Annotated in this window: 20 protein-coding genes; 11 read left to right on the forward strand and 9 right to left on the reverse strand. The window is 27.6% G+C overall.

The window, feature by feature from the left end:
* Positions 1–2: 2 nt before the first annotated feature.
* Together nadC and nadA are read right to left on the reverse strand one after the other, a co-directional pair.
* Positions 3–824, reverse strand: coding sequence for a carboxylating nicotinate-nucleotide diphosphorylase (nadC, locus tag ATR_RS08740; protein ID WP_115429043.1), 822 nt, complete (start codon positions 822–824; stop codon positions 3–5).
* A complete protein-coding gene (gene nadA, locus ATR_RS08745) occupies positions 821–1810 on the reverse strand; it encodes a quinolinate synthase NadA (protein WP_115429044.1) in 990 nt (329 codons plus the stop codon). Before nadA ends, nadC begins: the two co-directional genes overlap by 4 nt.
* 89 nt (positions 1811–1899) lie before the next feature.
* Here nadA and plsY point away from each other — a divergent pair, with 89 nt between their 5' ends.
* The 4 genes from plsY to prfB all read left to right on the forward strand — a co-directional run bounded on the left by plsY (position 1900) and on the right by prfB (position 4695).
* Positions 1900–2526 (forward strand): glycerol-3-phosphate 1-O-acyltransferase PlsY, encoded by a 627-nt coding sequence (gene plsY / locus ATR_RS08750; protein ID WP_115429045.1) that lies wholly within the window; start codon positions 1900–1902, stop codon positions 2524–2526.
* Positions 2523–2834, forward strand: coding sequence for a dihydroneopterin aldolase (locus tag ATR_RS08755; RefSeq protein WP_115429046.1), 312 nt, complete (start codon positions 2523–2525; stop codon positions 2832–2834). The genes plsY and ATR_RS08755 overlap by 4 nt, the downstream gene beginning before the upstream one ends.
* Positions 2835–2889: 55 nt before the next feature.
* Positions 2890–3504, forward strand: coding sequence for a c-type cytochrome (locus ATR_RS08760; RefSeq protein WP_164966716.1), 615 nt, complete (start codon positions 2890–2892; stop codon positions 3502–3504).
* A 93-nt stretch (positions 3505–3597) separates the two neighbouring features.
* Positions 3598–4695, forward strand: a complete 1098-nt coding sequence (prfB, locus tag ATR_RS08765) for a peptide chain release factor 2 (RefSeq protein ID WP_115429047.1) — start codon at positions 3598–3600, stop codon at positions 4693–4695.
* A 75-nt stretch (positions 4696–4770) separates the two neighbouring features.
* Here prfB and rpsR read toward each other — a convergent pair whose 3' ends face one another.
* From rpsR to holA, 4 genes are all read right to left on the reverse strand, one after another.
* On the reverse strand, positions 4771–5037 hold the full coding sequence (rpsR, locus tag ATR_RS08770; protein ID WP_066156531.1) for a 30S ribosomal protein S18: 267 nt from the start codon (positions 5035–5037) through the stop codon (positions 4771–4773).
* Positions 5038–5054: 17 nt separating this feature from the next.
* Complete coding sequence (gene ssb, locus ATR_RS08775; protein ID WP_115429048.1) at positions 5055–5546, reverse strand: single-stranded DNA-binding protein; 492 nt, start codon at positions 5544–5546, stop codon at positions 5055–5057.
* A 23-nt stretch (positions 5547–5569) separates the two neighbouring features.
* The gene (gene rpsF, locus ATR_RS08780; protein ID WP_115429049.1) at positions 5570–5926 is read right to left on the reverse strand and encodes a 30S ribosomal protein S6; all 357 of its coding nucleotides are present in this window, start codon (positions 5924–5926) and stop codon (positions 5570–5572) included.
* Positions 5927–6007: 81 nt separating this feature from the next.
* The gene (gene holA / locus ATR_RS08785; protein ID WP_115429495.1) at positions 6008–6988 is read right to left on the reverse strand and encodes a DNA polymerase III subunit delta; all 981 of its coding nucleotides are present in this window, start codon (positions 6986–6988) and stop codon (positions 6008–6010) included.
* Positions 6989–7060: 72 nt separating this feature from the next.
* On the opposite strand from holA, the gene fliW reads away from it, so the two are divergent.
* The gene (fliW, locus tag ATR_RS08790; RefSeq protein WP_115429050.1) at positions 7061–7435 is read left to right on the forward strand and encodes a flagellar assembly protein FliW; all 375 of its coding nucleotides are present in this window, start codon (positions 7061–7063) and stop codon (positions 7433–7435) included.
* Here fliW and ATR_RS08795 read toward each other — a convergent pair.
* Positions 7430–9277 carry an RNB domain-containing ribonuclease gene (locus ATR_RS08795; protein WP_115429051.1) on the reverse strand — a complete coding sequence of 616 codons (1848 nt, stop codon included), beginning with the start codon at positions 9275–9277 and terminating at the stop codon, positions 7430–7432. The genes fliW and ATR_RS08795 overlap by 6 nt on opposite strands.
* A gap of 107 nt (positions 9278–9384) precedes the next feature.
* On the opposite strand from ATR_RS08795, the gene ilvC reads away from it, so the two are divergent.
* The 6 genes from ilvC to ATR_RS08825 all read left to right on the forward strand — a co-directional run bounded on the left by ilvC (position 9385) and on the right by ATR_RS08825 (position 14223).
* On the forward strand, positions 9385–10407 hold the full coding sequence (gene ilvC, locus ATR_RS08800; RefSeq protein WP_115429052.1) for a ketol-acid reductoisomerase: 1023 nt from the start codon (positions 9385–9387) through the stop codon (positions 10405–10407).
* Between the two features lie 40 nt (positions 10408–10447).
* A complete protein-coding gene (locus tag ATR_RS08805) occupies positions 10448–11599 on the forward strand; it encodes a divergent polysaccharide deacetylase family protein (protein ID WP_115429053.1) in 1152 nt (383 codons plus the stop codon).
* A 41-nt stretch (positions 11600–11640) separates the two neighbouring features.
* Entirely contained in the window at positions 11641–12423 is a 783-nt protein-coding gene (locus tag ATR_RS08810) for a DNA-processing protein DprA (protein ID WP_115429054.1), read from the forward strand.
* A 69-nt stretch (positions 12424–12492) separates the two neighbouring features.
* Positions 12493–13047: a TetR/AcrR family transcriptional regulator gene (locus ATR_RS08815; RefSeq protein ID WP_115429055.1), complete on the forward strand. Its 555-nt coding sequence runs from the start codon at positions 12493–12495 to the stop codon at positions 13045–13047.
* A gap of 52 nt (positions 13048–13099) precedes the next feature.
* Positions 13100–13618 (forward strand): pyridoxamine 5'-phosphate oxidase family protein, encoded by a 519-nt coding sequence (locus ATR_RS08820; protein ID WP_115429056.1) that lies wholly within the window; start codon positions 13100–13102, stop codon positions 13616–13618.
* 92 nt (positions 13619–13710) lie between these two features.
* Entirely contained in the window at positions 13711–14223 is a 513-nt protein-coding gene (locus ATR_RS08825) for an HPP family protein (protein WP_115429057.1), read from the forward strand.
* Between the two features lie 41 nt (positions 14224–14264).
* On the opposite strand, the gene murC is transcribed toward ATR_RS08825, so the two are convergent.
* Positions 14265–15569, reverse strand: a complete 1305-nt coding sequence (gene murC / locus ATR_RS08830) for a UDP-N-acetylmuramate--L-alanine ligase (RefSeq protein ID WP_115429058.1) — start codon at positions 15567–15569, stop codon at positions 14265–14267.
* Positions 15566–16159, reverse strand: coding sequence for a hypothetical protein (locus ATR_RS08835; protein WP_115429059.1), 594 nt, complete (start codon positions 16157–16159; stop codon positions 15566–15568). Before ATR_RS08835 ends, murC begins: the two co-directional genes overlap by 4 nt.
* Position 16160 lies beyond the last annotated feature (1 nt).

Here is a 16160-nt window from a genome sequence, read left to right on the forward strand (position 1 = left end):
AATCAATCAACTCTCATTGAAAAATCAAGCCAAGTCGCTTGATGAATTATACTTCCACTACTAACCGCATCAACCCCTGTTTTTGCATAATCTTGAATCGTATTTAGATTTATATTCCCACTAGCTTCTAACAAAATATGAGAATAGTTTTTATTTCTAAATGCTACTACCTCTTTAATTTGTTCAAAAGTCATATTATCACACATAATAATATCAGCCCCTGCATCCATAGCTTTTTCTACTTGAGCAAAAGTTTCACACTCTATCTCTATTTTTGTAACCCAAGATATTCTTTTTCTAGCTTTTTGTACAAACTCTTTAAGATTTTCTATAGTTCTAAGGTGTGTATCTTTTAACATCAAACAATCATCAAGCCCTAATCTATGGTTTATTGCTCCACCAACTCTTGAAGCATATTTTTCAAAATCTCTTAAATGAGGTCTTGTTTTTCGTGTATCTAAAAGTACAACATCAAAACCTTCAAGTTTTTTTACAAACCTATTTGCCATAGTAGCTATTCCACTTGCATGTTGAAGCATATTTAAAAAAGTTCTCTCACTTGAAAGAAGCTTTGAAGCTCTACCTTCAAGCTTTGCTAAAATATCTCCAGCTTTTATAATATCCCCATCATTTTTTAGAAACTCTATTTTTATTTTTTCTGTTTGAGCTAAAATCTCTGCATATTTAACACCTGCTAGTATTCCATCACTTTTTGAAATTATTTTTGCTGTAAATTTTCCAATAGGAGCTATATCGTAAAAGAGATCTCCTCTTCCATTATCCTCATTAATTGCATATTTAACAAATTTTTTAATATGTATCATATTTCAAACATCCTCTCTAATGCTATTTTTGCCCAATATCTTGTTTTTTCATCTACTTTTATCTCTGTTAATTCACTAATTTTATTATCTTTTATCGATTTTAGAGTTAAATAAACATGTTCTAAAGTTGTTTCATTCATAGTTGGGCACTCTGGCTTTGTTGAACTTAAAATATATGTATTTTTCTCTCTTAATCTATTTACCATATTAAACTCTGTTCCAACAACAACTTTTTGTTCTATTGGTAACTCTTTTATAAATTTTATTAGTTGTGACGTTGAACCAACAAAATCTGCCTTATCACAAACAGCTGGATCACACTCTGGATGAACTGCAACCAAAATATCTGGATACTTTTCTCTATAAAAATCTATATCATCAATATTGAACTGTTGATGCACACTACAAAATCCATTATAACAAATAATATCTGCCTCTTTTAAATCGCTTCCATCTCCAATAACTGCTGATTTTAATCCTAAGCTTTTTGCAAAGTTTTGTCCTAAACAACGATCTGGTACAAAAAATATTTTTTTACCAGATTTTAAACCTTTTTCAATAATTTTATAAGCATTTGAAGATGTACAAACCATTCCACCCATCTCTCCTACTCTTGCTTTTACACTAGCACTTGAGTTTATATATGTAATTGGTAAAATGTCATCATTTGAAATTCCAGCTTCATTCATCTTTTTTAAATTTTCTAAGAAATATCCCTCATCTATCATTCTAGCCATCGCACAACAAGCAATTCGTGGCATCAAAACTCTTTTTTGCGGATTTAAAATTTTTGCACTCTCTCCCATAAATCCAACTCCGCAAAATACGACAAATTCTTTGTTACTCTCCATAACTTTTTTTGCCAACTCAAGACTATCTCCTGTTATATCAGCTAATTCAAAAACCTCATCTCTTTGGTAGAAATGTGCCACTAATACAACATCTAACTCTTGTTTTAATTTTAAAATCTCTTCTTTATAGTTCAATAATATTACCTTCTAAAAATTTTATTAAGTGGGAATATATCAAAAATTTAGTTATAATCTCATTTAATTATAAACAACAAAGGTTATTAATGGATTTTTTTACAAATGAAAATATAGTTTTTTATCTTTTAGCTTATCTTATAGGCTCTATCCCTTTTGGTCTAATTTTGGCAAAAACTTTTGCTGGAGTTGATATAAAAAATGATGGAAGCAGAAGTATTGGTGCAACAAATGTTTTAAGAGTGGTAAAAAAAACAAACCCTACTTTAGCAAAGAAACTAGGAATAGCAACAGTTATTTTAGATGCTCTTAAGGGTACAATTTTACTATTAGTTGGAATGTTTATTTTTAATTTAAGTGCTGAAACTCTTTGGACTATGGCAGTTTTAAGTGTTTTAGGACACTGCTACTCTATCTATTTAGGACTTGATGGGGGAAAAGGAGTAGCAACTGGACTTGGAGTTTATATTGTTTTAATTCCTATATCTACACTTATTGGTGCTATTGTTTGGTTTATTTTTGCAAAGCTTTTAAAAATATCATCTTTATCATCTCTTTTAGCTCTAATTGCAGTAATCATTAGCTCTATTTTTATAAATAATGGTTTAGATATTGGTTCAAACGCACCTATGTACATAATTGCATTTATTATTGTATATAAACATATTCCAAATATTATAAGACTCTTAAAAGGTGAGGAGAAAAAAGTAGTATGACAATAGAGGTAGAAAACCTTACTTTTAAATGTATTGTTGGAATTTTGGATTTTGAAAGAAAAAAAAAACAAAGGGTTATAATCAATCTTAGTTTTGATTATAGTTTTAGTGAAAACAATTTTATTGATTATGCAGAAGTTGTAAATCTTGTAAAGAAAACTATGAAAGAGAATAAATTTGAACTTCTTGAAGATGCTATAATAACAATTAATAAACTCCTTGAAGATAGCTATTGTGTAAAAAATATAAAATTAAAAATATCAAAACCAAATATCTTAAAAAATTGTATTGTAAGCCTCTCTTCTTAAAAAAATTTAGTAACTTTATGGTAAAATCCTTCATTTTTAAAAAAAGGATTTTATCTTGAGAAAAATTATTGTTGCTTGTGCTTTATTGTCTGGAACTTATCTTTTAGCAGATACGACTATGTGTTTTAAAGAAAATCATCCATCTATGTCTACTATTGAGAGTGTACCATTAGAAGGTGGAGCTTGTGGTGGGAAATTCTCTATAAATGATATGAAGAAAAAAGGCTGGCTTGTTGATGATATTAAAATAAATGGTTCTAGTTATATCTATATTTTGAAGACTCAAGACCACGGTAAAGCTATAGCTGGAGTTGCACCATCTGGAATCAGCCAAGAGCAAATGGAAGCAAACATAATTGCTAAGCTTGAAGCAAAACAAGAAGCGGAAGAGGAAGCTCTTATAATAAAAGAGAATCAAGCTATGTTATCAGAAGCTAGAGATTTATACACAACTCAATGTCAAAGTTGTCATGGAGAAAAAGGTGATAAAACAAAAGGTGATTCAAAGCTTAAAAATTTAAGCCAAAAAGATATGGAACAAGCATTAAAAGATTATGAGCTAGGAATTAGTGAAGAGAAAAGAAGCTCTATTTATGGACCTGCACATATTAATTATTTAAATAACAAAAGCATAAAAGGTATAAAAACTTATTTAGATAGTATTCAATAATTTTAAAGGGCATCTGCTCTTTAAAATTATATTTTATCTATCTACTCAACTATTTAAAACTTCAAAATATAAAAAACAAAAGGACAAAACTAGATGGATGCTTATGAATATAGCGAACTATTAAAACTACTTAACACAAAACTAAACAACATAAAAGGTATTTTAAAACCTGATTTATTAAATCAAAGATTACAAGAGATAGTAGAGCTAGAAGCTAGTCAAGATTTTTGGAGTGATGTTGAAACTGCCACAAAAATTGGTATTGAGAAAAATAGAATCTTAGGTAAATTAAATAAATTCAATAAAGCCTTTGAGTCTTTAAATGGAACAAATGAGCTTTATGAGATGGCAAATAGTGAAAAAGATGAAGATACTATGGAACTACTTTATGAAGAAGCTAGTGATTTAGAGGCTTTGATAAAATCTACTGAAATATCTGTAATGCTCTCAAATCCTGATGATGCTTTAAATGCAATTGTTACAATACATCCAGGAGCTGGTGGAACAGAGAGCCAAGATTGGGCTTCAATACTATATAGAATGTATTTAAGATGGGCAGAAAGAAATGATTTTAAAGTTGAAGTATTGGATTATCAAGCTGGAGATGAAGCTGGTATAAAAGATGTGAGTTTTATTATTAGAGGTGAAAATGCCTATGGATATTTAAAAACTGAAAATGGAATTCATAGATTAGTTCGTATCTCTCCATTTGATTCAAATGCAAAAAGACATACATCTTTTACATCAGTTATGGTAAGCCCAGAAATTGACGATAATATTGATATTGTAATTGAAGATAAAGATATTAGAATTGATACATATCGTGCAAGTGGTGCTGGTGGGCAACATGTAAATAAGACTGAAAGTGCAATTAGAATTACTCATATAAAAACAGGTATTGTTGTTCAATGTCAAAATGATAGATCTCAACATAAAAATAAAGATAGTGCTTTTAAAATGTTAAAATCAAAACTATATGAACTTGAACTGGAAAAACAAAGAGCTTCAAAAGATAGTGGAGATAAAAGTGAAATTGGTTGGGGACATCAAATAAGATCTTATGTACTACAACCATATCAACAAGTAAAAGATAGTAGAAGTAACATAGGATACTCAAATGTAGAAGCTATTTTAGATGGTGATATTACAAAAATGATGGAAGATGTTTTAATAGCAAGTAGCTCTAACTAATATCTATAAAAGGTTATATAATAAAAAAGGCTAGAAGAAAATCTTCTAGCCTTTTTCTATTTTCATAAAAGAATATTATAAAAATGATTTTGAATATGCACTATCTGATACATTTTGAGTATCAACTATATATGGAACAAGTGCCATATGTCTTGCTCTTTTAATTGCTTTTTCTACCATCTCTTGAGAGTTTTTAGAATTTCCTGTAAGTCTTCTAGGCATAATTTTACCTCTTTCACTCATAGAAATTTTTAAAAGCTCAATATTTTTATAATCAATAAAATCTACTTTCATTTCAGTATATTTACAAGATTTTTTTCCGTATTTTCTTCTTTCAGCCATTTTTAACTCCTTATTTTCTAAAACGGTATTTCGTCATCAATATCAATTTCAGGAATATTTTGCTCAACTCTTGCTTGAGTTACTCTCCCTGCACCTTGATTTGGATTATAAGATGGTTCAGCATATTGCTCTTTTGGAGCTTGATTATAAGAGTTATTCCCATAAGAACCACTCTCGCTTGAACCTTTACTATCCAACATTTTCATCTCTTCAACTCTCAAACTATGTCTACTTCTAGAACTTCCATCTTGTGCAGTCCATTGTTCAAGAACTAATCTTCCCTCAAGTAAAACTTTAGAGCCTTTTTTTAAATATTGGTTTGCAACTTCTGCACTTCTTCCAAACATATTAAACTCTAAAAAACAAACTTCTTCTTTTTGTTCACCTGTTTGTGATTTATATTTATATGATGAAGCAATTGAACTTTTAGCAACTGCTGAACCGCTAGGTAGGTATTTTAACTCAATATCTCTTGTAAGATTTCCAACCATAATTGTTTTGTTATACATAAAAGGCTCCTTATTTTAAAATGTTATTTTGAAGCTCTTTTTATAGCTTCTTCACTCATTTTAGTCCAAGAACCAACCTCTTTTTTAGTTTCATATTTAATAAACATAAATCTAATAAGCTCTTCGTTGTTTCTATAGTTTCTCTCAATTTCTGCGATTGAGTTTGCTGGTGCTTTAAAATAGATTACATAGTAGTAACCTCTTTTACATTTTTCGATTTCGTATGCTAACTCTTTAATACCAATATTTTCAGTTGCAACTATCTCTGCACCATTTTTTTCAAATAGAGCTTTAACCCCATCAAGTTGTGCTACAGTCTCTTCTTCAGTTAATGTAGGCTTTAAAATAAACATTGTTTCATAATGTTTTAATTTTGACATTCGTTCTCCTTATAGATTGTGCCGATTTTCTTTACATTTCCATTTCATCAGCAAGGATATTTATTTGTAAAGTTTGGGATTTTATCTAAATAAAACTATAAATTTTCTTAAACTTGCTTGTAAATATAAATTTATATTATCTATTTTCTCTGTTTTTATAGCTAGTTCTAAATTTAAAATATACTCTAACATCCCCAAAAATTGTTTTGGTTTTATATTTATTGCTAATTTTGATTTTTTCTCCCAAATATGCTTTGGAGGATTGTATCCCAAAACCTCAATAGGGTTTACAACAGAAAAAATTCTAGCATGAGAACTAATCATAAATAGTTGTTGAATAAATGAGCTAATTTGATTTAAAATAAAAATCTCATTTAAACCCTCTTCCAATAGAAGAGCTAAATCATTCCCTATATCTTTAAAAGCAATTAAATCATATAAGAAATCATCAAAATTTACACTTCCTACTCCAAAACAGTGTAAATCAACAAGTTTTGTAGTAACTTTTTCATTTAAAATAAGCAATTTATTTAAATCATTTGTACTAAGAGAGATATCTTGTTTATGCATAAAATAGAGATGATTTAATGCACTCTCATCATAATCTATTTTTAATCTTTTTGCTTCATTTTGTAAAAAAGCTAATGCTTCATTTGTCATTAAAGCAAAAAACCTAACTGCACAAGCATTTTGTTTAGCACTAAAACTACTCTCCATAGATTTAAAATCTACATCTCCCATACAAGCCAAAATAAGAGTACTATCTTTATTTGTATTTGCAGCTTCAACTAGAATATCTAGCTCTTTTTTTGGAATTTTTTTATCTATTTTCACCAAAATTACATTATTTGATGAAAATAAAGATGACTGAAGAAGTCTATCCTTTGTATATTTAAAGTTATACTCTTCAAAATATAGTTTCTCTATCTCTTCATCTTTTGCTATTAACTTTGAAACTAAATATGAGTATTGCTCAACCAAAAATGTTGATTGACCATAAAACATATAAGAACTAAATCTTTTGTTTGCCTTTAAATATTTATCAAATTCACTTTTATACATAGGCAAAATATTACCCTAAGTTTACTTTTATTATAATTTTTATTAATTTTAATAATTAAAAAGGGGTTTGTTATGTATAAAATTGTTCTTCCTATTTTAGGATTTGAAGCTTTTTCAAAAGTTGATGTTGAAAAGGTAGATGAGTTTGTTGCTTTTTTAAAGTTTGAAGATGGTTCTAAAATATCTATTGTAAATATAAATATTTTAAATAAAGTTTCATTTGATTTTCAAATTGATAATAAAACTTTAGAAGCTTTAAAAATAAAATCAAAAGATGATTTCTCTACTCATTTTATTTTAGTTTCACAAGATCCAATTGAACACTCAATTATAAATCTAGTTTCTCCAATTTTTATAAATGAAAAAGAGAAACTAGTTGGTCAATATGTTACAAATGAAAAGGTTGAACCATATCTAGCCTCTTTGAATAAGTGTATAAGCTTATAATATTTTAGCAACTATTATTTTAGTTGCTAAATTACTCGATACTATTTTTACTTTATGTTTTGAAAATAGTTTCTGTCCTTTATAATTTTCAATTACAACTTTAAGCCCAAACATTTTATCAATGCAAACTGCTTTTGCTCTTTCTACATCAACTATTTTTACTCTAATTTCATTTCCAATATTATCTTTTGCCCATCTTGCATAAGTTCTATCTTCAAAATCCCAAACAAGTTTATCTATATTTCTCTCTTGTTCTGAAATATGTGTACAGATATCATCTATCTCTTTTGGTAATTTCTTACTCTTTAAAATTCTATGCAATATCAAATCAGAATATCTTCTAATAGGACTTGTAAAGTGTGAATATGATTTAAAACCTAAACCAAAATGCCCCAAATTTTTTGAGGAATATTTTGCTTGTGTAAGGCTTTGAATAATAAGCTCATCAATCTCTTCTCTTAGAAGTAATTTATCTGCCTCTTCTTGAATATGAGCTATTGTTTGGTGAACATCATCTTTGATTTTTGCTTTTACTCCAAGAATATTTACATCATCAATTAGCTTTGATAGAGCCTTAAAATTTGGCTCTTCATGAACTCTAAAAATTCCTAAAGTTCCAACTTTTTTACTAGCTTCAATATTTGCTAATAACATACACTCCTCTATTAGCTGATGAGAAGCTGTTGATTTTTCAATTTCAACACTTTGAAGAAGTTGATTTTTTAGCTTTAACCTATTTTCTTGAGACCTAAAGTCATAACCCTTTTTAAGTCTATCTTTTCTAAGCTTTTTTGTAACTTCATAAAGAGGAAGAAGATAGTCAAAAATCCTCTTCTCATTTTCATTATATTGGTCAAAATTATTTTCTAAAACCCTATCAATTCTCCCATATGAGAAATTTCTATGGTTTTTTATAATAGCAGTAAAAAGTTCACTGCTTTTTACTTTTAGATTTTTTAAGTCCAGTTTTAATTTAAAAACATATGCATATCTATCTATACCTTCTTTTAAGGAACATAAGTTTTCACTTAAAATTGATGGTAACATAGGAAGTGTTCTAGTTGGTAAATATATAGTTGAAGATTTCTTATATGCTAAAGTATCTAAAGAACTACCCTCTTTTACAAAATATGAAACATCTGCAATTGCAACAAAAAGAGTGCTATCTTTTTCATCAAAATATATTGCATCATCATGATCTTTTGCACTATTTGGATCTATTGTACAAAATGGCAGCTCTCTTAAATCAACTCTTTGGTTTTCATCTTCAATAAACTCATCTACTTCAATTTTTTGCTCATCTCTATAAAGTTCTTCATAAATGTACAAACTAATAAATTCATCTATCTTTGGCTCATCTAAATTCCCAATAAACTTAATCTCTTTAAACTCTTTGTTGTCTATTATTAAAACATCACCATTTTTATAAGTTTTTGTATTTTTACTAGCTAACTCTATATTCTCTTTTAATGTAAAAAATGAACTATCTTCAACATATACTAAAATTTCAGCTTTTTTCCCATCAAGTACTTTTGTAACTTTTGCTTTAATCTTACTTCTTGGGTTAAAAACTCTTTTTGCCAAAACTAAATCATTGTTAAATGCTCCATTTAAATAATCTAACTCTATTTTTATATTTTTTATAGGATTTAGTAAATCTTCTAAAATAGCAAAATTTTTATCTATTTTTAAAATCCCTATTTTATACTTTGAATTTATCTCAAAATCTTCACCAACTTTTATAATAATCTCATCTTTTATATAGCTATTAATTACTCTTTTTTCATCTTGAGAAAAATCAAATATCTTCTTTTCAATTTTTGTAAATATATCTTTTAACAACTCTTATCCTTTTATTTGCACTATTATATAGTTTTTCTTTTAAATCTAATATTTATCTATATTTTTGTATAATCTTGCTAAATTTTTAAAAAACAGAGGGTAGATAAATGGCAATAAATGTATTCTATGACAAAGATTGTAATATAGAGTTAATCAAATCAAAAAAAGTAGCAATGATTGGTTTTGGTTCACAAGGACACGCACATGCTGAAAACTTAAGAGATAGTGGTGTTGAAGTTGTTGTTGGTTTAAGAAAAGATGGAAGCTCTTGGAAAAAGGCTGAAGCTAAAGGATTTAAAGTATTAACAGTAGCTGAAGCTACAAAAATTGCTGATGTAGTTATGATACTTTTACCAGATGAGAGTCAATCTGAGATTTATGAAAATGAGATTAAACCAAATCTTAAAGCTGGTGCTTATTTAGCATTTGGACATGGATTTAACATTCACTACAAAAGAATTATCCCAAATGCAAATATGAATATTATGATGATTGCTCCAAAAGCTCCAGGACACACTGTAAGAAGTGAGTTTGTAAAAGGTGGAGGAATTCCAGATTTAATTGCAGTTCATCAAGATGCTTCAGGAGATACAAAACAAGTTGCTTTAGCATATGCAAGTGCAATTGGTGGTGGAAGAACTGCAATTATTGAAACAACTTTCAAAGATGAAACTGAAACTGACCTATTTGGAGAACAAGCAGTTCTTTGTGGTGGTGCTGTATCTTTAGTTCAAGCTGGATTTGAAACATTAACAGAAGCTGGATATGCTCCAGAACTTGCATATTTTGAGTGTTTACATGAATTAAAATTAATTGTTGATTTAATGTATGAAGGTGGAATTGCTGATATGAGATACTCTATTTCAAATACTGCTGAATATGGTGATTATGTATCTGGAAAAAGAGTTATCAACTGTGAATCTAAAAAAGCTATGAAAGAGATTTTAAAAGAGATTCAAGATGGAAGATTTGCAAAAGATTTCATCCTTGAAGGTCAAGCTGGATACCCAAGAATGCATGCAGAAAGAGCAAATGCAAAAGCTTCTTTAATTGAGCAAACAGGTGTTAAATTAAGAACTATGATGCCATGGATTGCATCTAAAAAAATAGTTAACCAAGAGACTAACTAAAAATTTTAAGAGCTTCTGCTCTTAAAATAACTTAATATTTATGACAAAAAAAATAAGAAAAAAACGAAAAATATCTCCTATAAAAAAAAGCCTAAGAAAGAAAAATCTTGCTAGAAATTTTATTGTGCTTTTATCTCTTATTTTTATACTCCTACTTTTTGCTTATTTTTTCTTGAGTAAAAATAATCAAGTAGTAAAACCTTCAGAAAAAAACAATATTCTACAATCTCAAAAAACATATTCAAATGATGAAGTTATGGAAGAGGTTCTTAAAAATATATATCCAAATAGTAAAGATAATATATTAGAAAAGAAAGATGATGAAAAACTTGAGTTTGAAAAAGATATTAAAAAAGAAGTTTTAGAGAAACAAAAAGAGATTGAAAGTAGTAAAAAAGTTGAAAAAACTATCGAACAAAAACCTACAAAAGAGATAGAAGAAGAGATAATTGAAGATAAAAAAGAGTTAAAAGAAGCAAAGACAAGTGAAAAATACCCCATAGTAACAAAAAAAGATAGCTATAAATATGACTTACAAGCTAAACCCAAACTAGTAATTATTATAGATGATGTTGTCTCAAAATCTCAAAAAGATAAGATTTTAAATATTGGTTATCCAATAAACATCTCTTTTTTACCTCCTACAAATGAACATAAAGAGTCTGCTCAAATAGCACAAAATCTACCATTTTATATGATACATTTTCCAATGCAAGCTTCAAAAAACTTTAAAAATAGTGAAGTTGATACTTTAAATATAAGTCATAGCTACGAAAAAATTGAAGAAAGAGTAAAAAAATTAAGAGATTGGTATCCAAATGCAACTTATACAAATAACCACACAGGTTCAGTATTTACAGAAAATTATGAATCTATGGATATGCTTTTTCGTGCTTTAAAAAAGTATAATTTTATCTTTGTAGATAGTAAAACAACACCAAATAGTGTAGCAAAAGAGCTCTCTGTAAAATACCAAATGCCATATATTGTAAGAGACACTTTTTTAGATAATGATAGAAATTTCACAGCAATCCAGAATCAACTAAAAGATGCTATAAAAGTTGCTAAAAAAGATGGTTATGCAGTAGCTATTGGGCATCCATACGATATTACAATAAAGGTCTTAAAAGAGTCTAAACACCTTTTAAATGATGTTGAACCAATATTCTTAAACAAACTTCCATATTTATAAAATTTTAGTTAAAATAAAAATAAAAATTATCAAGGTTTTTTATGATAACTCAACTTGATTTTAAAATTTCAGAGCTTAATGCTATGAAAAAATATCCACAAGAACTTTATTTTATAGGAAACAGTGAGCTTTTAAAAAGAAGAAAAATCTCAATTGTAGGTACACGAAGACCCTCATCTTATACAAAAGAGTTTACATATAAACTTGCTTCAAAACTATCACAAAATGATATTTGTATAGTAAGTGGTGCTGCTATGGGAGTCGATAGTATAGCTCATAGTGGAGCTGGTGTAAAAAATACAATCGCAGTTGTAGCAAATGGTTTAGATATAAGGTATCCATTGGTTAATAAAAATCAAATAATTGAAATTGAGAAAAACGGTTTAATTATTTCAAATTTTAAAGAAGGCGAAAAAGCAAGGAAATATACCTTTGTTTTAAGAAATGAGATAGTTGTAGCATTGGGTGAAAAATTAATTGTTTGTGAAGCTGATTTAAACTCTGGAAGTATGACATCAGTAGAGTTTGCACTTAAACAAAACAAAGAGATTTTTGTTTTACCACATAGAATAAATGAGAGTTTAGCTACAAACGAATTGATCAAAAAAGGCTTAGCAAAAGCAATTTACGATATTGATGAGTTTATAGAAGATATTGTTGGAGTTGGGCTTTTTGGATTCCAAAATAGCTTTGATGAGATTTTAGAGTATTGTAAAAGTAACCCAATTTATGATGAAGTACTTCTAAAATATCCAGATAAAATATTAGAGTATGAGCTAGATGGTAAAATAGCTATCAAAGATGGAAAAGTTTTTGTAGTTTAGATTTATTTTTAAATTTCTTTTAAGTAAATATTAACTATTATTTTATCAAACAATCGTTTGGATAATTAAATGGCAATAAAAAAAACATCAAAAGAAGAGATTTTACAAGAAGCTATAAAGCTTTTTAAGTTAAAAGGTTATTATAACTGTTCTATGGCAAATATTGCAGATGCTTGTGGACTTATTAAAGGAAGTATCTATCACTATTTTAAGAGTAAAGATGAAATTGGAATAGAATCTTTAAAATATATACATAACTATTTCGTAGATAATATATTTAGTATTGCATATGATAAGAATTTAAAAGATGAAGAAAAAATAAAACTAATTGTTAAAAAAACAGATGAGTATTTTTTAAATAGTAAAGGCGGTTGTTTATTAGGTAATTTAGCTTTAGAAGTTAGTAGTGAAAATATAGATTTTAAAGAAGTTATTAAAGAGTATTTTACTGCTTGGGAAAATGCTTTATTTAATATATTTAAAAACAAGTACGAAGAATCTAAATCAAGAATTTTAGCTAGAGAGTATGTTGCATTAATTCAAGGTTCTATTATGATGATGAATCTATATGATGATTCTTCAAATTATCTACAAGTAGGTGAAAAATTGATTAGTTTAATCTAATCTTTTTTTTTAATATATTATTCAAACAATCGTTTGTTTTTAAAGGAGATTTATGGAAGTATTTACACAAGAACATATATTTATAAGAGAAAAATACAAAACAACAAAACAAGTTGAAAATATATTTGAGTATATGAATACAACAATTCCAAGCGATATAATGATAAAGTTTATTGAAAGCATGAACTACTTCTTTCTTGCAACATCTAGTAAAGATGGTAGAGTTAATGTAAATTTCAAAGGTACGCAATCAAAAATATTAATAAAATTTTTGAATAAAAATAAATTTATATTTCCTGATTTTAATGGAAATGGTATTTTACACTCCATTGGTGATATAGAATCAAATCCTCACGTTGGATTATTATTTATAGATTTTTCTAAAGACATTAGAATTAAAGTAAATGGAAGAGCAAAAGTAATTGATAATAAAGAATTAATCAATAGCTATTTAGATTTATTTGATTCTTTTAATTATTCAAAATTAATAGAAGTAGAAATTGATTACATAATACCAAACTGCTCTGCAAATCTAAATATTGTAAGAAATTCTATATTGGAATTACATTAGTTATAAAAATTGTTAAAGAATTGGTTATCTTAATCTAATCTTCTTTTTTTAATATATTATTCAAACAATCATTTGTTTGCAAAAGGAGTTTTATGCATAGTTATTTACAAAAATTTAAAGGTAAAAAAGTTGAGTTAGTCCCCAAATCAACTTTAAATGAGATTTTATTTGCATTTGTTGGAAGTTTTATAGCAATTGCTATTATTGGTTATTTTACAAAGACTTATGACAATTTATTAATAATGGGTTCATTTGGAGCTAGTTGTGTATTACTTTTTGGTTTTCCTAAAAGTGCATTTTCACAACCAAGGAATGTCATATTAGGTCATTTTATATCATCATTAGTAGGACTATTATTCTTACATTTTATTGGAAATGATTATATTAGTATGTCATTAGCACTTGCAATTGCAATATCACTTATGATAGCAACAAGAACAGTGCATCCACCAGCTGGATCAAATCCAATTATAATATTTTTATTGGGAGCTTCATGGGATTATTTAATATTTCCAACATTAATAGGTTCAATAATTCTGGTAATTGTTAGTTTGTTTTATAATAACTTGCACAAAAATAGAAGTTATCCAGATTATTGGTATTGAGTTAAAGGAACTATAAATTATTTTATAGTTCCTTTTTTATTTTAGTATCTTAATTGATAAGTTATATCTCCAGCTCCAACACCTAAAAATATCCCTTCATCATAAGTTTTTATAATTTTATCATCTTTAATAAGCTCTATTTTACCCTCATAAGATACCACTCTATCAGCAAAAATAGGATTGTATGAAGCAAACTCTTTTTCAAAATCAATATCTATTCTTTTCTCACCAGCAACTGTCCAAAGTGGTAGTATTATAAGTTCATCACATCTTCTAAAACACTTTTTAAACCCCTCAAGATTATCACTAGTTCTGCTATATTTATGAGGTTGCCAAAGAACTATTCTATTATTAAAATTTGTAAGATTATCATATAACTCAACTGATTTCATAGTTGCTTCAATCTCTGTTGGATGATGTGCATAATCATCAATTACAACAAATCTTTCATTTGATTGAACAATATCAAATCTTTTTTTAATCCCTTTATACTTCTTAAGATTTTCTCTAATAGTTTCAATATTTAATTCATTTAGTGCAGCAAGAATTGCCAATGAAGCATTTGAAGCTATATGAAATCCAAATCCCCAAACTTCAAATTCTCCATAATCTTTTAGTGTGAATTTGGTACAAGGTTCTCCATTTTTTAAAGTGTAACATAGATTTTTTATATCTTTTGACGGGTATAAATATGTAGCATTTTCTATTTTTAGTTTTTTTACATCTTTATCTTCACCATTTACTACTTTTACTTTTGCCAAAGATAAAAAAGTTTCATAAGAGTCATAAAATTTATCATAATCATAAGCATAATACTCCATATGTTCAGGCTCAGCATTTGTTACTATTGCACAATATGGATTTGAAAGTAAAAAAGAAGCATCACTCTCATCTGCCTCAAAAGCTACAGTTTTATCAATATATCTAAAATTTGAGCCAAACTCTTTTGGAATTGCTCCTATTAATGCACTACTTTCTAAAATTGTAGCCAAAATAGCAGTTGTAGTTGATTTCCCATGAGCACCTGCTACACAGTAGTTTTTCTTATCTCCTAAAATTATAGGTAGTGCTTCTTTTCGGCTCATTGTTCGTATTTGATTAAGTCTAGCTTCTATTAGCTCAGGATTTTCATCTGTAACTGCAGCTGAGTAGATAACCAAATCTAAATCTGGTGTAATATTTTTTGCATCTTGTGGACAAGATATTTTTATACCCTCTTTTTCCAACTCTTTTGTGATAGCTGAGCTTTTCATATCACTACCACTCACACTATGTCCATCAAAGTTTAAAAATCTAGCCAGTGCTGAAAGCCCTATTCCCCCAATTCCAATAAAATGAACTCTCAATTTATTTCCTTTTTTTCAATTAAATGTTTTAAATTTTCATACTCTTTTTTTAAAAACTCTTGATTGTTTTCTAAAAAATCATCTACTTCAAAATTGAAACTTGTGATAAAATATCCATACTCTTCTTTAGCTTCAAGTTCATTTTTATCAACAAACTCTTCATAGAAATATTCAAAGTCCAACTCTTTTGATAAATTCACAAGCAAAACTTCCATATTTTTTTTCAAAAAATTATCATCAATACTATTTGCTAGAGTAAAAAATAGTGCTTTTGATAGTTCAAAATCACTATTTGACCACTTTTCAATAGCAAGTTCATAAAAAGCTCTAATAGTTAAAAAGTCATTTTTTTCAAGCTTTAACAGCTCATTTTTCTTCAATTTTTCTTCAAGATTAAGACTAGCAACCTTTAAGATTTCATCATAAAGTCTATCTATTTTATCTTCTTGTAAATCTAAAACGAGCATAGTATCCAAAATTTCATACATCATCTCTATATTTTGATTTTTTATTGAATTTTGCATTGCTGCTTCCAAATAGATTAAAAAATCTGGGTTTGTTCTAGCTTCGTTTAAATCATCTTTATTCATT

The organism is Aliarcobacter trophiarum LMG 25534 (assembly GCF_003355515.1).
Taxonomy (GTDB): domain Bacteria; phylum Campylobacterota; class Campylobacteria; order Campylobacterales; family Arcobacteraceae; genus Aliarcobacter; species Aliarcobacter trophiarum.

Bases quoted from the DNA above. Each gene is read 5' to 3' on its own strand.
- nadC (WP_115429043.1), bottom strand. From the start codon at position 824: ATGATACATATTAAAAAATTTGTTAAATATGCAATTAATGAGGATAAT.
- plsY (WP_115429045.1), top strand. From the start codon at position 1,900: ATGGATTTTTTTACAAATGAAAATATAGTTTTTTATCTTTTAGCTTAT.
- ATR_RS08755 (WP_115429046.1), top strand. From the start codon at position 2,523: ATGACAATAGAGGTAGAAAACCTTACTTTTAAATGTATTGTTGGAATT.
- prfB (WP_115429047.1), top strand. From the start codon at position 3,598: ATGGATGCTTATGAATATAGCGAACTATTAAAACTACTTAACACAAAA.
- rpsR (WP_066156531.1), bottom strand. From the start codon at position 5,037: ATGGCTGAAAGAAGAAAATACGGAAAAAAATCTTGTAAATATACTGAA.
- ssb (WP_115429048.1), bottom strand. From the start codon at position 5,546: ATGTATAACAAAACAATTATGGTTGGAAATCTTACAAGAGATATTGAG.
- rpsF (WP_115429049.1), bottom strand. From the start codon at position 5,926: ATGTCAAAATTAAAACATTATGAAACAATGTTTATTTTAAAGCCTACA.
- holA (WP_115429495.1), bottom strand. From the start codon at position 6,988: ATGTATAAAAGTGAATTTGATAAATATTTAAAGGCAAACAAAAGATTT.
- fliW (WP_115429050.1), top strand. From the start codon at position 7,061: ATGTATAAAATTGTTCTTCCTATTTTAGGATTTGAAGCTTTTTCAAAA.
- ilvC (WP_115429052.1), top strand. From the start codon at position 9,385: ATGGCAATAAATGTATTCTATGACAAAGATTGTAATATAGAGTTAATC.
- ATR_RS08805 (WP_115429053.1), top strand. From the start codon at position 10,448: ATGACAAAAAAAATAAGAAAAAAACGAAAAATATCTCCTATAAAAAAA.
- ATR_RS08810 (WP_115429054.1), top strand. From the start codon at position 11,641: ATGATAACTCAACTTGATTTTAAAATTTCAGAGCTTAATGCTATGAAA.
- ATR_RS08815 (WP_115429055.1), top strand. From the start codon at position 12,493: ATGGCAATAAAAAAAACATCAAAAGAAGAGATTTTACAAGAAGCTATA.
- ATR_RS08820 (WP_115429056.1), top strand. From the start codon at position 13,100: ATGGAAGTATTTACACAAGAACATATATTTATAAGAGAAAAATACAAA.
- ATR_RS08825 (WP_115429057.1), top strand. From the start codon at position 13,711: ATGCATAGTTATTTACAAAAATTTAAAGGTAAAAAAGTTGAGTTAGTC.
- ATR_RS08835 (WP_115429059.1), bottom strand. From the start codon at position 16,159: ATGAATAAAGATGATTTAAACGAAGCTAGAACAAACCCAGATTTTTTA.